Here is a 14,324-nt window from a genome sequence, read left to right as displayed (position 1 = left end):
GTTCCGACACCGTCGGCGGTGTCGGTACCGGGGCGGGCGGGCTTTCCGGCCGCGAGGGTCACGACGGCCGCGGCGAGCGTGCCGGTCGTGAGTCCCGGCTGCTGCCGCACGAGGAGTGCGACAAGCTCAGCACGCGGCTCCAGCACGCCGTCGCCGGGTTCGTGGACGAACCCCGGTCCGCCGTCGAGGAGGCCGACCACGTGCTGGAGGAGGTCGCCGCCCGGTTCGCCGACGCGGTGAAGGAGCGCCGGCGCACGCTGCGCAACTCCTGGCAGACCGGCGACGGCGGCCGGGACAAGGCCGTGAGCGCCGGCGACACCGAGCAACTCCGGCTGGCGCTGCGGGACTACCGCGAGCTGACGGAGCGGCTGCTGCACAGCTGACGCGTCGTCCGTACGTACGACCGGCCTGTCGCCCGGAGTCGGGTGGCAGGCCGGTCTTCGGGTGCCTTGTGCCGGACACCGCCGTGCCGGGCGATTTATCATGCGGCGGCGGTGAGCCGATGTGGTCGCCGCGCAAGGACCCCTCAGGAGGAGCGCACGTGCTCGAACTCACCATGGCCGTCGTCACCGCGGCGGAGGAGGGTGCCACGGCCGGCATGCAGATGGCCGAGGCGCCCAGTGACCCGGGCACCGTGCTGCGGGTGGGCCGGGACAAGTCCGTGTGCCGGCTCGTGACCCCCGACGACTGGCTGTTCGTCTCCCGGGTGCACCTGGAGTTCCTGTGCGGCCCCGAGGGCGTCTGGCAGGTGACCTGGCTCCAGGGCTCGCAGCCCGACCCCTCGTCCGAGGTGCAGCTGGTGGCGGGGGCCTACGCGCAGCCGCTGGTCTACGGCGGCTCGGTGACGCTGCCCCGGGGCGGCAACGGCGAGATCGTCATCCGCGACCGCACCGCCCCGCGCAGCGTCAACGTCGGCTTCTACCACGAGGTGTGAGCGGGCCGGGTCACGCCAGCACGCGCGCCAGCGCGAAGCCGTCGTAGCCCTTGCTGCCCACCGTCTGGATCGCGGTGGCGCTCAGCCTCGGGTGCCGGCCGATCAGTTCGAGCGCGGTGCGGGTGCCCTGGACGTCGGGGGCGGGGTTGCCGGGGTCGGCCACCCGGCCGCCCCGTACGACGTTGTCCACGACGATCAGGCTGCCCGGGCCGGTGAGTTCGAGCGCCCACTCCACGTAGCGCGGGTTGTTGCCCTTGTCGGCGTCGATGAAGACCAGGTCGAAGGGGCCGGGGTTCTCGGCGGCCAGCCGGGGGAGGGACTCCAGGGCGGGGCCGACGCGCACCTCGACGACCTTGTCGAGGCCCGCGCGGGCGATGTTGCGCTTCGCGACCTCGGCGTTCTCCGGGCTGTACTCCAGGGAGACCAGCCGGCCGTCGGCGGGCAGGGCGCGGGCCAGCCAGATGGTGCTGTAGCCGCCGAGCGTGCCGAGTTCCAGGATCGTGCGGGCGCCCTGGATCTGGGCCAGCAGCTGGAGGAGCTTGCCCTGCGGTGCCGTGACGGCGATGGCGGGGAGACCGGCGGCCTCGCTGTCGCGCAGGGCCGCCCGGAGCACCTCGTCCTCGGGCGCGAGGTGGGTGGCGAAGTAGGCGTCGACGTCGTCCCAGAGCCGTGACTCGCTCATGCACGTGTGCCTTTCATCTGTCTAGTTAGAGCAGCTAACTAGTTGCGCTAATGAATATAGCCGCGCGCCCACCTCGTGTCAGGCGATTCACCGCTGCGGGGGCGAACCCGGCAGCGGCCGGCCCGCCGACTCCGTCATGAACCACACCGCCACCCCGCCGATCACGGCGGCGGCCATCATGTAGTACGCGGGCATCATCATGTTCCCGGTCGCGCCGATCAGCGCGGTCACCACCAGCGGGGTCGTGCCGCCGAAGAGGGACACCGAGACGTTGAAGCCGACCGACAGGGAGCCGTAGCGGACCCGGGTCGGGAAGAGGGCCGGCAGGGCGCTCGGCATCGCGGCCGTGAAGCACACCAGCAGCAGGCCCAGCGCGCCCATGCCGAGCGCGATCGCCAACAGGCTGCCCTGGCGGACCAGCAGCAGGGCCGGGACCGAGAGGAACAGGAAGCCCGCGCAGCCCGCGGCGATCACCGGGCGGCGGCCGACGCGGTCGCTCAGGGCGCCCGCGAAGGGCTGGACGACCATCATCAGCGCCATCACGGCGAGGACGACCAGCAGCCCGTGCGTCTCGTCGTACTTGAGCTCGCTGGTCAGATAGCTGGGCATGTACGACAGCAGCATGTAGTCGGTGACGTTGAAGACCAGGACCAGGCCCACGCACAGCAGCAGCGCCCGCCACTGGCCGGTGATCATCTCGCGCAGCGGGACCTTCGGGCGGCTCGACTCGGCCTTCTCGGCCTCGGCCGCGAACGCCGGCGTCTCCTCCAGGCGCAGCCGCAGGTACAGGCCGATGACCCCCATCGGGCCCGCGATCAGGAACGGGATCCGCCAGCCCCAGGACACCAGGTCCTCGGTGGACAGCAGGGCCGTCAGCAGCGTGACCAGGCCCGCACCGGCGATGTAACCGGCCAGCGTGCCGAACTCCAGCCAGCTGCCGAGGAAGCCGCGCTTCTTGTCGGGGGAGTACTCGGCGATGAAGGTGGACGCGCCCGCGTACTCGCCGCCGGTCGAGAAGCCCTGGACCAGGCGGGCGGCCAGGAGCAGCAGCGGGGCGCCGACGCCGATCGTGGCGTACGACGGGATCAGGCCGATGGCGAAGGTGCCCGCCGCCATCATGATCATGGTCACGGCGAGGACCTTCTGGCGGCCCACGCGGTCGCCCAGCGGGCCGAAGACCAGGCCGCCGAGCGGGCGGACCAGGAAGGCCGCGGCGAAGGCGCCGAACGTGGAGAGGAGCTGGGCGGTCGCGCTGCCGGACGGGAAGAAGACCTTGCCGAGGGTGACGGCGATGTAGCTGTAGACACCGAAGTCGAACCACTCCATGGCGTTGCCCAGTGCGGCGGCCTTCACGGCCCGCTTCACGAGAGCGGGGTCGACGGCGACGGCCTCGGGGGTGCCGGGGGTGCGGACGGGGTGAGAGAGCGTGGGGGCACTCGGCAAAACTTCGCTCGCCTGCCTTTCGACGGGGACAAGGGCAAAAAGCGACCATAGGCGGACTTGACGGGCTTACGGAACGGTCGGGTCCGGTCGCGGAGCGTACATAAACGTGCCATATGCAGGTACCCCGTGCCTGGTCAGGGACGCGGCTTCCCGGCAGCCGTGTGATCCATCTCGCGCCTGACAACGTGAGGGGCCCGGTGGCGGACTATCGTCATTCGGACAAATGGAGGCGGACGTCAGGTGAAGCCGGGGTTGCCTGCGTCCTTCCTCACGGACGCATGGCACGAACGGGACGAGAGGCCGACGCGGCGTGGCGAATGCGGAGCACAGGGGGACCACCGAGGTCCAGGCGCGGCTGCGCGCGGCGAGGCTCGCCCTGTGGCTGGTGGCGGCCGTCCTCGCGGTACGGGAGGTGGCCGTCGTCCTCAGTACTCCGAGGGGCGAGCGGCTGACCGACCTGGAGACCTGGGTCGGCCCGGACGGCGTCCTGCACGTGAAGGGTTCGCTGTACGACTCGACGCAGTTCACCGGTACCCCGTTCGGGGGACTCGTCCTGAAGCCGCTGACCCGCGCCGCCGAACAGGCCCTCGGCTGGGGGTGGACCTTCGGCACCCTGCTCCTGGTCGTCTCCCTCGGTCTGGTCGCCGCCCGCGCCCTGCCCCAGCCGGTCGGGCGCCGCACCTCCCTGCTCGCCGCGCCGGTCGCGATCAGCCTCCTCATGCTGTCGCTGCCCGTGCGCAACACGCTCTACCTCGGGCAGACCAGCATCATCCCGGTCCTGCTGGTCCTCGTCGCCTGCTTCGCCGTACGGGGTGAGCGGCTCAGCGGACTGCTCATCGGGCTCGCCGCCGCCCTCCAGCCCACGGTCCTGCTCTTCGCGGCCCTGCTCTGGTTCACCGGCCGCCGCCGGGGTGCCCTCGCCACGGCCGCGACCTTCGCCGCCGGCACCGCGCTCGCCTGGGCCGCGCTGCCGCACGACTCGTACACCTACTGGGTGCACCACATCGCGGGCACCGGCCTCGGGGGCCCCGCCGACGACCTCTCCAACCAGTCCCTGCACGGCCTGCTGCTGCGCCTGGGGGTGGCGGGGCCGCTGGAGATCTCGCTCTTCCTGGCGCTCGGCGCGGGCGTCGCCGCGCTGGGCGTGCGCCGGGCGGTGCGCTACGCCCGTGACGGCCAGTTGCTGCTCGCCGTCGCGATCACCGGCTGCGCGGCGATCGCCGTCTCGCCGACCACCTGGCAGCACCAGCTGCTGTGGGTGCTGCTCGCGGTCGTCGGGCGGGTCGGCAAGCGGGCCTCCGACCGGTACGTGTGGCCGGTCGCCGTCGTCGTGGTCATGACCCTGCCGGCGGACATGCTGCTGCCGCACATCTCGGCCCTGTACACCCTGCGGGACAACATGGTGCTGCTGGCCGCGCTCGCCGCCGCCACGGTGATCCCCTTCCTGTCGCGCACCTCGCCGTACTACCGGACGCCGGTCCCCGCGCAGTACGCCGCCCCGGTGCCCACGCGCTTCCGGCACGTGCCGCTGCTGCCGTTCCTGCGGCGGGTGCCGACGCGGCCGAACCTGCTCCTCGAACTGCTGCTGATCCGGGTCACGTACGCCGCCTACCAGCAGGTCCGCCTCGCGGCGACCGGCGGCAGCAACTCCGCGGGACGGGCCACCGCCGAGAAGCACGGGCAGCAGATCCTCGACCTGGAACGCCTGCTGCACATCGACATCGAGCACTGGGCCAACCACGCGGTCGTGAAGGTCGACTGGCTGCGGAACTTCTTCGACTTCTACTACACCTCCTTCCACTTCGCGGTCCCGCTGAGCGTGCTGGCCGTCCTGTACTGGCGGCGCCCGGTCGACTACCGGTGGGCCCGGGCCTCGCTCGGCTTCGCGACCCTGCTGGCCCTCGTCGGGTTCTGGCTCTATCCGCTCGCCCCGCCGCGGCTGATGCCGGCGCTGGGGATCATCGACACCGTGCACGGGGTGCAGGACTTCTCCAAGCCGGACTACGGCACGCTGACCGCGCTGACCAACCAGTACGCGGCGATGCCCTCGCTGCACTTCGGGTGGTCCTTGTGGTGCGGGGTGGTCATCGCGGTCATCGCGCCGAGGTGGTGGATGAAGGGGCTCGGCCTGCTGCACCCCTTCTTCACGGCCTCGGCGATCGTGGCCACCGGCAACCACTGGGTGCTGGACGCGGTGGGGGGTGCGGTGGCCGTCGCCGGCGGGTTCGGGTTGTCGTACCTGTTCCAGGGGCCGCGGGGCCGGACGGTCGGGAAGGTGCCGGAAGCCGATGAGGAACGGGCGTTGGCGAAGAGGTAGCGCCTGACGGGGTGCCGCTCCCTCAGCCCAGCGACACCTGGAGCTCCTTGACCCCGTTGATCCACGCCGAGCGCAGGCGGCGGGGATCGCCGGCGGCGCGGAGGCCGGGCATGGCGTCGGCGACGGCGTTGAAGATCAGGTCGATCTCCAGGACCGCGAGGGACTTGCCGAGGCAGTAGTGCGGGCCGCCGCCGCCGAAACCGAGGTGGGGGTTGGGGTCGCGGGTGATGTCGAAGACGTCCGGGTTCTCGAAGACCTCGGGGTCGTGGTTGGCGGCGGCGTAGAAGACGCCCACCCGGTCGCCCTTCCTGATCTGCTTGCCGCCGAGTTCCGTGTCCTGGGTGGCCGTGCGCTGGAAGGCGTTGACGGGGGTCGCCCAGCGGACGATCTCCTCCGCCGCCGTCGAGGGGCGCTCGGCCTTGTACTTCTCCCACTGGTCGGGGTGGGTGAGGAAGGCGTGCATGCCGTGGGTGATGGCGTTGCGGGTCGTCTCGTTGCCCGCGACCGCCAGCATCAGGACGAAGAAGCCGAACTCGTCGGAGTTCAGGTTGCCCTCGTCCTCCGCGGCCACCAGGGTCGTGACGATGTCCTTGGCCGGGCACTGCTTGCGGTCGGCCGCCATGTTCATCGCGTAGGCGATGACCTCCATGGCCGACTCCTGGCCGACCTGTTCGGTGATCGCGTACTCGGGGTCGTCGTACGCGATCATCTTGTTGGACCAGTCGAAGATCTTCGCCCGGTCGTCCTGCGGGATGCCGATGAGCTCGGCGATGGCCTGAAGGGGCAGTTCGCAGGCGACCTGCGTGACGAAGTCGAAGGACTCGCCGGGCAGGGCGCGCGCGGTCTCGACGATGGCGTGGGCGCGGTCCCGCAGGCGCTGCTCCAGGGCGCGGATGGCCCGCGGGGTGAACACCCGCTGCACGATCCCGCGGACCCTGGTGTGCTCCGGCGGGTCCATGTTGAGCAGGATCAGGCGCTGCGCGTCGATCGCGTCCCGCTGGATGTGCTCGTTGAAGCGGATGATCGCCGTGTTGAGGGAGGAGGAGAAGAGCTCGGGGTGTGTGGAGACGTACTTGACGTCCGCGTGCCGGGTGACCGCCCAGTACCCCTCGTCCTGGAAGCCGGCGACGTTGCCCGGCTGGGGGATCCAGCGCACCGGTTCGGCCCGGCGCAGTGCGGCGAACTCCGGCAGCGGCACGCGGCTTTGCAGCAGGTCGGGGTCGGTGAAGTCGAACCCGTCGGGAAGCGCTGGACACGACATCGGCAACTCACTCCAGCCGTTCGGCGGCTATCTGACGGCCCATCAGGAACAGAGCTGCCGTGAAGGTAGTAACGGGTTCTACAAGAGGCAAGGGGCGCGGGGCCTCCAATTGTGTGCACGACCCTTGCGGTGGTGGGCGGCTCGTCAGCAGACTGCAAAGCAGCGCGAAGTAGAACACGTACTAGTTCTGTGTGTTCTACGGAAGTTCCATGGATCCGTTCGGAGGAGAGGACCCGCACCCATGGCCGCCGAACCCGTGATCGTCGAAGCCGTCCGCACCCCCGTCGGCAGGCGCGGCGGCGCGCTCGCCAACCTCCACCCCGCCTACCTGCTGGGCGAGACCTACCGTGAACTCCTCGGCCGCGCCGGCATCCCCGCCGACGCGGTGGAACAGATCGTCGGCGGCACGGTCACCCACGCCGGCGAGCAGTCCATGAACCCCGCGCGCACGGCCTGGCTGACCGTCGGGCTGCCCTACGAGACCGCGGCGACGACGGTCGACTGCCAGTGCGGTTCCTCGCAGCAGGCCTCCCACATGGTCGCCAACATGATCGCGGCCGGGGTCATCGACGTCGGCATCAGCTGCGGTGTCGAGGCGATGTCCCGGGTGCCGCTGGGATCGGGGTCCAAGCACGGGCCCGGCAAGCCGTTCCCCGACGAATGGAACGTGGACCTCCCCAACCAGTTCGAGGCGGCCGAACGGATCGCGCGGCGCCGGGGGCTGACCCGGCAGGACGTCGACTCGCTCGGGCTGCTGTCCCAGGAGCGGGCGGCCGCCGCCTGGTCCGAGGAGCGGTTCAAGCGGGAGACGTTCGCGGTCCAGGTGCCGACCGTCGAGGACGAACAGCGGGCCGGACAGGGCATGTGGCGGCTCGTCGACCGGGACGAGGGGCTGCGGGACACGTCCATGGAGGCGCTGGCCGGCCTGAAGCCGGTCATGCCGACGGCGATCCACACGGCCGGCAACTCGTCCCAGATCAGCGACGGGGCCGCGGCGATCATGTGGGCCTCGAAGCGGATGGCGCGGGCGCTGAAGCTGCGGCCGCGGGCCCGGATCGTGGCGCAGGCGCTGGTCGGCGCCGACCCGCACTTCCACCTCGACGGACCGGTCGACGCGACCCGCGCGGTCCTCGGCAAGGCGGGCATGTCCCTGCGGGACATCGACCTCGTCGAGATCAACGAGGCCTTCGCGTCCGTGGCGCTGAGCTGGGCCCAGGTCTTCGACCAGGACCTGGAGAAGGTCAACGTCAACGGCGGCGCGATCGCCCTCGGGCACCCGGTGGGGGCCACGGGGGCCCGCCTGATCACGACGGCCCTGCACGAACTGGAGCGCACGGACAAGGAGTTCGCGCTGATCACGATGTGCGCGGGCGGGGCGCTGGCGACCGGGACGATCATCCAGCGGTTGTAGTCGACCGGGTGGCCGTGCCGTGGACGCAGCCGGTGCCGGGAACGTCTGCCGCCCGCAGCGATGAGTTCTGCCCGCCGCCGCCGTCCCCCTTGCGGACAGGGAGGTGTTCGCGATGGACGCGACGGCAGGGCGGGAAGCGCTGGAGAGGCTGGGGGTCCTGGTCGGGGAGTGGGTGGTGGAGGCGGAGTTCCCCGGGCAGGACGTGATGGCCGGGCGCAGTGTGTTCGAGTGGACGCTGGACGGGCGGTTCCTGGTGCAGCGGACCCAGGCGCCGGATCCCGCGCCGGAGAGCATGGCGATCGTGTCGGTCGAGCCGGGGACCGGAGCGTACACGCAGCACTACTTCGACTCGCGGGGTGTCGTACGGGTGTACACGATGACCTTCGACGGCGAGGTGTGGCAGCTGCTGCGCGAGAAGGAGGACTTCTCCCCGCTGTCCTTCCGGCAGCGCTTCACCGGGCGGCTGAGCGCGGACGGCGACAGCGTCCACGGCGTCTGGGAGCGGTCGCAGGACGGGGCGGCGGAGTGGGAGACGGACTTCGGGCTGACGTACCGCAGGAGGAGCTGACATGAGGCCCACGGCCGAGAACGCGCGCGGGATCGTCGACGCGAACCGTTACCTCGTGCTGGCCACGGCGGACGCGGAGGGACGGCCCTGGAGCACGCCGGTGTACTTCGCGCACGTGGGGTGCCGGGAGTTCTTCTGGGTGTCCTCGCCGGACGCCGTCCATTCACGCAACATCGCGGTACGGCCGCAGGTGGGGATCGCGGTCTTCGACTCCTCGGTGGAGATCGGCACCGGACAGGGCGTGTACGCCTCCGCCGTCGCCGCCGAGCTGGTGGACGGGGCCGAGGAGGCGCTGGAGGTCTTCTCCCGGCGGTCCCTGGGCCACGGCGGCCGGGTATGGACCCTCGACGACGTACGGGGCGACTCGGGGATGCGGCTGTACCGTGCGGTGGCCGGCACCCACTCGATGCTGGCGAAGGACGGGCGGCCGGATCACCGGGTCACGGTCGACCTGGCGTGAGGGCGTGATGGGCCTCACTCCCGGGAGGGGTCCCGGGTTCGCTCGACCCCCGCCGTCGCCTCCGCCACGGACGCCGTGTCGCCGAAGGAGGTGAACAGGGCGTGGGCCAGGGTGTAGTGCTCGTGGGCCGCGGCGGGGTCGCCGCAGTGTTCCAGGGCCGTGGCGAGGCCGAGCGAGGTGTGGGCCCGGAGACGGTCGGTGCCGGCGTGGGCGGACGGTGTGCCGACCGCACGGAAGGCCTGGGCCGCCTCGGTCCAGCGTTCCAGGGCCAGCAGGTCCTTGGCCGTCTCGCAGCGCAGGAGGGCCGCGACGAACTCGGTCAGGCCGGGAACGTCCCCGGGCCGGGTGCCGAGCAGGGCGCGGTGCAGGGCCAGCGCCTCCTCGGCGCGACCGGACCCCCGCAGCGCCGTGCCGAGGACGCGCTGGGAGACCGCCCGGCCGGTGGAGTCACCCGTGGTCTCGAAGAGCCGGGTGGCCCGGGCGGCCGACTCCGCCGCCTCCGCGGGCCGGCCCTGCCCCATGCGGGCCCCGCTGATGTACGCCCACGCCCAGGCCTGCTGGTCCAGGTCACCGGTCTCCGTGGCCAACTCCAGGGCCTGTCGGGCGAGTTGCTCGGCCTCCTCGTACCGGCACGCGCCGACCGAGTGGGCCCAGGCCAGACAGTTGAGCTGGTGGGCCTCGGCCGCCCGGTCCCCGAGGGCGGCCGCGGACCGGGCGCCGTGGGAGAACAGGGTCCGCCATTCGGGCCACTGGCACCAGCGGTCGGAGAACCAGTACAGGCTGCGCGAGGCGTGCAGGATCTCCCGGTGCCGGCCCGCCGCGAACATCAGGGGCAGGGCGCCCGCCCAGTTGGAGCGCTCGGCGGTGAGCCACTCCTCCGCCTCCCCGGCCGACCCGGGGGTGAAGGGCGCGGGTTCGCCCGGCCAGGGCTCAGGCGCGCCCGGCGCCTCGAACAGGCGGCCCGCCGTCGAGGCCGAACGCAACAGCCAGTCCGCCATCCTGAGGTGGACCGGGGGTGCGGCCTCCTCCTCGTCCCGCAGCCGCTCCCGCGTGAAGAGCCGTACGAGATCGTGCAGGGCGTACCGGCCGGGCACGGTCTCCTCCAGCAGGCCCCGGTCGACCAGCAGGTGCAGGGAGTCCTCGGTGGTGAGCGGGTCCTCGCCGGTCAGGACGGCGGCGAGGCCGGGGCCGGTGTCGTGGCCGGGGACGAGGGAGAGGCGGCGCAGCAGCAGCCGGTGCGACGGCGTGAGCTGGCCGTAGGAGAGGGCCAGCGCGCCGCGCACGGCGAGGTCGCCCGCGACCAGGCCGCTCAACCTGCGTCCCTCGTCGGCGAGTTGGCCCACCAGATGGGCCGGGGTCCAGCTCGGGCGGCTGGAGAGGCGGTTGCCGACGATGCGCAGGGCCAGCGGCAGGTGGCCGCACAACTCGGTCAGCCGGGTGATCGCCTCGGACTGGCCGTCGGTGCGCGGGGCACCGAGGATCCGCTCCAGCAGCCTCGTCGACTCGCCGCCGCTGAGCCCGCCGAGCCTGATCCGGCGGACGCCTTCGAGACCGGCCAGCGGACGCCGGCTGGTGATCAGCACGAAACTGCCCTCGGCGTCCGGCAGCAGCGGTCTGGTCTGGGTCTCGTCGGCCGCGTCGTCGAGGACGACCAGTGTCCGCCGGCCGGCGAGAGCCGCCCGGTAGACCGCCTCGCGGGCCACGGGGTCGACGGGGATCCGGTCCGCGGGGTGCCCCAGTGCCGTCAGCAGCAGGACCAGTGCCTCGGCGGCCGGCAGCGGGGAGTCGCTCATGCCGTGCAGGGGGACGCAGACGCTGCCGTCCGGGAAGGCGCCCGCGAGCCGCCGTACCGCCTCCGCCGCCAGAGTCGTCTTGCCCTGTCCGCCCGGCCCGAACAGCACCGCCGCACGCGTGCGCGTGCCGGTGGCGAGCGCCTCCAGGTCCGCCAGTTCCTGCCTGCGTCCGGTGAAGTCCGGAACGGTCCGCAGGAGGTACGGCGAGACCGGCGGGCCCCCGCGGTCCCGGCCGGCCTCGGCCAGCCGCCGCAGCCGCCCGCCCTGCTCGGCGTCGAGCCGCAGGGCGGCGGCGAGCGCGTCGACGGTACGGCGCTGCGGCCCCCGGCTGCGCCCGCGCTCCAGGTCACCGAGCGCGCGCACGCTCACCCCGGACGCCTCGGACAGCTCCTCCAGGGTCAGCCGGGCGGCCCGGCGCAGGGAGCGCAGCATCACACCGAAGGCGGTGCCGCCAGGAGGGACATCGGACTGCTGGACTGCGGAAACGGGACTGGTCATCACGACAATTAGAACAAGAGCTCCTACTTCCGCCTGCACTTCTGCCTGGTGACCATGGGCCGCGGCTGGTGTGCTGGAGACCCGTCCAAGGAGGAAGAACCACATGCCGTACATCACCGTTGGCGAAGAGAACAGCGCGCCGATCGAGCTCTACTACGAGGACCACGGCACCGGACAGCCTGTCGTGCTGATCCACGGCTACCCGCTCGACGGCCACTCCTGGGAGAAGCAGCTCCCCGCCCTGCTGGAGGCCGGCCACCGCGTCATCACCTACGACCGCCGCGGCTTCGGCCGCTCCTCGCAGCCCACCACCGGCTACGACTACGACACGTTCGCCGCCGACCTCGACAAGGTCCTCACCACCCTCGACCTGACCGACGCGGTCCTGGTCGGCTTCTCCATGGGCACCGGAGAGGTGGGCCGCTACCTGGGCACCTACGGCTCGGGCCGGGTCGCCAAGGCCGCCTTCCTGGCCTCCCTGGAGCCCTTCCTGCTCAAGACCGACGACAACCCCACCGGTGTGGACCAGTCGGTCTTCGACGGCATCCTGGAGGCCGTCACCAAGGACCGCTACGCCTACTTCGACGCCTTCTACCAGGACTTCTACAACCTGGACGAGACGCTCGGCAGCCGCATCAGCGAGGCGGCCGTGCGGGGCAGCTGGAACGTGGCGGCGGGCGCCTCGGCGCACGCGTCGGTGGCCTGCGTGCCCACCTGGATCACCGACTTCCGCGCCGACGTCGCCAAGATCGACGTACCGGCGCTGATCCTGCACGGCACCGGCGACCGCATCCTGCCCATCGACGCCACCGGCCGGCCCTTCCACGCACTGCTGCCGGCCGCCGAGTACGTCGAGATCGAGGGCGCCCCGCACGGCCTGCTGTGGACCCACGCCGAGGAGGTCACCTCCGCGCTGCTGTCCTTCCTCGCGAAGTAGGCGGCTACTCGCGCCCCGACGCGGTCACCGCCAGCACCGCCACCAGCCCCGCCGCGATCGCCAGCGGGATCGCGAGGCCGTGGTGGAGGACCAGCCAGGCGCCCAGCGCGGCCCCGGCCACCATCGCGACCACCGACGCCGTACGGCGGGGGGAGCGGGTGCCGGGGCCGCCGCCGGCCCGGGAGTCGGCGGCCAGACCGGTCAGCGTCATGGTCAGCACGGTCGTCGTCAGGTCAGGGACGCCGAGCTTGCGGACCGTGGCGTTGCGCAGCCCCATGGCGAACGCCGTGACGGCGATGAGGGTGTAGGCGGTGGCCGTGGCGCCGGGCGCGGCGAAGGCGACCACGGCCGACACGCCGAGGAGCACCGCCTCGGCGGCGAGCGTGAGCCGGGCCCAGCTGCGGCGGGAGCCGGAGCCGAGCCGCACGGCGACCCGGCCACCCGCCACCGCGCCCACCACGAACGAACCGAGCGAGGTCAGCGTGTGCGCCACCGAGAAGCCGGGCGCCCCGGCCGCGGCGAACCCGAGCACGACCACGTTGCCTGTCATGTTCGCGGTGAAGACGTGTTCCAGGCCGAGATAGCTGACGGCGTCGATCAGTCCGCTGACCACCGTCAGCCCCAGCAGGACGGCCACCAGGCGCAGCCCGCGCGCCTCGGGATCGTGGGCCGGCCTCGTGCCGGTGCCGCTGTGTTCGCTCATCGGGTCTCCGGAGGGCCGGACGGTCGGGGTGCACCCAAGTCCACCACGGATGCGGGGGGCTCTCGGATGTCGGGGTGACCTGCGCCTCCCTAGCGTCGAGGACATGAGTGACGAGACGCGCACATCCCAGGTGACACGGGCGGGTCGGCGCACGCGCAGGGGGCTCGCCGGAGCGGCGGCCCTGCTGCTCGCAGGAGTCGCCGTCGCCCCGGTGGCGGCGGCCGGCAGCGAGCGGACCCGTCCGACGCGGCGCGGTGACCTGGTCGCCGTCACGCCGGTCGCCGTCCGGGACGCCGGGCAGGTCAGGTCGTTCCTGGCCGGGCGGGACGTCGACACCGGCGTGGTGCGGCACGGTGTCCGGGCGTACCGGCTGACGTACCGGACCGTCGACCCGTACGGCACACCCACCACCGCGACCGGGCTGCTGACGCTTCCCCGGGGCGGCGCCCACCGTCTCGACCTGGTCTCCGACACCCACGGCACGATGGTCGACCGTGACTACGCGCCCTCGGTGAGCGAGGACTTCGGGCGGGTGCCGTCGTACGTCCACGCCTCCGCGGGCCGCGCGGTCGCCGCCCCCGACTACCTCGGTCTCGGCAAGGGTCCGGGCCCGCATCCGTACCTGGACACCGCCTCGTCCGTGACCGCCTCCGTCGACATGCTGCGGGCCGCGCGGACGGCCGCGGGACGGCTCGGCCGCCCGCTGACCGGCGCGGTGTACGCGACGGGCTTCTCCCAGGGCGGTCAGGTCGCGACGGCGCTCGGCAAGGCCCTCGCAGCAGGCGCCGACCGGCACTTCCGGCTGGCGGCACTCGCGCCGGTCAGCGGCCCGTACGACCTGGAGGGCACGGAGATGCCCGCGCTGTTCGACGGCCGGGTCAACGACACCAGCGGAGTCCTCTACATCTCCTACTGGCTGGTCGCCCAGAACCGTCTGCATCCCCTCTACAAGAACCCCTCCGAGGTCTTCCGCGCGCCGTACGCGAGCCGGGTCGAGAACCTGCTCGACGGGAGCCACGAGCAGGAGGACGTCGTCAGGGGGCTGGCGCCCTCGGTGGAACGGCTGCTCACCCCCGCCTTCTTCGAGCGGCTGCGGCACCCGTCCGGCGCCGTGCTGGACGCGATGCGGGCAGCCGACCACACCTGCGACTGGAAGCCGGACGTGCCGGTGCGGCTGTCAGGGGGCCGTGGACCACTTCGGATCGGTCCTGGTGTCGGCCCCGCAGGTGGTGCGGTTCTTCGACGGCGTACGGCGGTGAGGCGCGCGGTGGGTCGGCGGCTCAGTACCAGCCGTTGGCCTGCCAGAAGGCCCAGGCG

The 14,324-nt window shown here is 72.3% G+C and carries 12 protein-coding genes and 1 pseudogene; 8 read left to right on the top strand and 5 right to left on the bottom strand.

Features of this window, described 5'->3' with window-relative positions:
* A pseudogene (locus tag AOJ26_RS00900) lies at window positions 1-383 on the top strand (hypothetical protein); the annotation flags it as partial.
* A 158-nt stretch (window positions 384-541) separates the two neighbouring features.
* A complete protein-coding gene (locus tag AOJ26_RS00895) occupies window positions 542-934 on the top strand; it encodes an FHA domain-containing protein (RefSeq protein WP_020140078.1) in 393 nt (130 codons plus the stop codon).
* A gap of 10 nt (window positions 935-944) precedes the next feature.
* On the opposite strand, the gene AOJ26_RS00890 is transcribed toward AOJ26_RS00895, so the two are convergent.
* Window positions 945-1,616 carry an O-methyltransferase gene (locus tag AOJ26_RS00890; RefSeq protein ID WP_053846199.1) on the bottom strand — a complete coding sequence of 224 codons (672 nt, stop codon included), beginning with the start codon at window positions 1,614-1,616 and terminating at the stop codon, window positions 945-947.
* Between the two features lie 87 nt (window positions 1,617-1,703).
* Window positions 1,704-3,059: a glycine betaine/L-proline transporter ProP gene (gene proP, locus AOJ26_RS00885; RefSeq protein ID WP_053846198.1), complete on the bottom strand. Its 1,356-nt coding sequence runs from the start codon at window positions 3,057-3,059 to the stop codon at window positions 1,704-1,706.
* 310 nt (window positions 3,060-3,369) lie between these two features.
* Between proP and AOJ26_RS00880 the strand changes: the two genes are divergently transcribed.
* On the top strand, window positions 3,370-5,376 hold the full coding sequence (locus AOJ26_RS00880) for a bifunctional glycosyltransferase 87/phosphatase PAP2 family protein (protein WP_053846197.1): 2,007 nt from the start codon (window positions 3,370-3,372) through the stop codon (window positions 5,374-5,376).
* A 22-nt stretch (window positions 5,377-5,398) separates the two neighbouring features.
* Here the strand turns inward: AOJ26_RS00880 and AOJ26_RS00875 are convergent, their stop codons facing one another.
* Entirely contained in the window at window positions 5,399-6,637 is a 1,239-nt protein-coding gene (locus AOJ26_RS00875; protein WP_053846196.1) for a cytochrome P450, read from the bottom strand.
* A gap of 241 nt (window positions 6,638-6,878) precedes the next feature.
* Between AOJ26_RS00875 and AOJ26_RS00870 the strand changes: the two genes are divergently transcribed.
* From AOJ26_RS00870 to AOJ26_RS00860, 3 genes are all read left to right on the top strand, one after another.
* On the top strand, window positions 6,879-8,048 hold the full coding sequence (locus tag AOJ26_RS00870) for a steroid 3-ketoacyl-CoA thiolase (RefSeq protein ID WP_053846195.1): 1,170 nt from the start codon (window positions 6,879-6,881) through the stop codon (window positions 8,046-8,048).
* Window positions 8,049-8,160: 112 nt separating this feature from the next.
* Window positions 8,161-8,616 carry a hypothetical protein gene (locus AOJ26_RS00865; protein ID WP_053846200.1) on the top strand — a complete coding sequence of 152 codons (456 nt, stop codon included), beginning with the start codon at window positions 8,161-8,163 and terminating at the stop codon, window positions 8,614-8,616.
* A gap of 1 nt (window position 8,617) precedes the next feature.
* Window positions 8,618-9,076, top strand: a complete 459-nt coding sequence (locus tag AOJ26_RS00860) for a pyridoxamine 5'-phosphate oxidase family protein (protein ID WP_053846194.1) — start codon at window positions 8,618-8,620, stop codon at window positions 9,074-9,076.
* A 14-nt stretch (window positions 9,077-9,090) separates the two neighbouring features.
* Here the strand turns inward: AOJ26_RS00860 and AOJ26_RS00855 are convergent, their stop codons facing one another.
* Window positions 9,091-11,367 (bottom strand): ATP-binding protein, encoded by a 2,277-nt coding sequence (locus tag AOJ26_RS00855; RefSeq protein WP_053846193.1) that lies wholly within the window; start codon window positions 11,365-11,367, stop codon window positions 9,091-9,093.
* Between the two features lie 103 nt (window positions 11,368-11,470).
* Between AOJ26_RS00855 and AOJ26_RS00850 the strand changes: the two genes are divergently transcribed.
* Window positions 11,471-12,304: an alpha/beta fold hydrolase gene (locus AOJ26_RS00850; RefSeq protein ID WP_053846192.1), complete on the top strand. Its 834-nt coding sequence runs from the start codon at window positions 11,471-11,473 to the stop codon at window positions 12,302-12,304.
* A 4-nt stretch (window positions 12,305-12,308) separates the two neighbouring features.
* Here AOJ26_RS00850 and AOJ26_RS00845 read toward each other — a convergent pair whose 3' ends face one another.
* Window positions 12,309-13,007: a YoaK family protein gene (locus tag AOJ26_RS00845; RefSeq protein ID WP_053846191.1), complete on the bottom strand. Its 699-nt coding sequence runs from the start codon at window positions 13,005-13,007 to the stop codon at window positions 12,309-12,311.
* Window positions 13,008-13,110: 103 nt separating this feature from the next.
* On the opposite strand from AOJ26_RS00845, the gene AOJ26_RS00840 reads away from it, so the two are divergent.
* Window positions 13,111-14,324, top strand: a 1,214-nt coding sequence (locus AOJ26_RS00840; RefSeq protein ID WP_420713180.1) for an alpha/beta hydrolase, incomplete at its 3' end; no start/stop codon positions are given.

The organism is Streptomyces sp. NRRL B-24085 (assembly GCF_001282115.1).
GTDB lineage: Bacteria > Actinomycetota > Actinomycetes > Streptomycetales > Streptomycetaceae > Streptomyces.
Note: the sequence above shows the minus strand (reverse complement) of the source record. Positions and strands in the feature narration are given on the sequence as shown.

Bases quoted from the DNA above. Each gene is read 5' to 3' on its own strand.
- AOJ26_RS00890 (WP_053846199.1), bottom strand. From the start codon at position 1,616: ATGAGCGAGTCACGGCTCTGGGACGACGTCGACGCCTACTTCGCCACC.
- AOJ26_RS00875 (WP_053846196.1), bottom strand. From the start codon at position 6,637: ATGTCGTGTCCAGCGCTTCCCGACGGGTTCGACTTCACCGACCCCGAC.
- AOJ26_RS00870 (WP_053846195.1), top strand. From the start codon at position 6,879: ATGGCCGCCGAACCCGTGATCGTCGAAGCCGTCCGCACCCCCGTCGGC.
- AOJ26_RS00865 (WP_053846200.1), top strand. From the start codon at position 8,161: ATGGACGCGACGGCAGGGCGGGAAGCGCTGGAGAGGCTGGGGGTCCTG.
- AOJ26_RS00860 (WP_053846194.1), top strand. From the start codon at position 8,618: ATGAGGCCCACGGCCGAGAACGCGCGCGGGATCGTCGACGCGAACCGT.
- AOJ26_RS00855 (WP_053846193.1), bottom strand. From the start codon at position 11,367: ATGACCAGTCCCGTTTCCGCAGTCCAGCAGTCCGATGTCCCTCCTGGC.
- AOJ26_RS00850 (WP_053846192.1), top strand. From the start codon at position 11,471: ATGCCGTACATCACCGTTGGCGAAGAGAACAGCGCGCCGATCGAGCTC.
- AOJ26_RS00845 (WP_053846191.1), bottom strand. From the start codon at position 13,007: ATGAGCGAACACAGCGGCACCGGCACGAGGCCGGCCCACGATCCCGAG.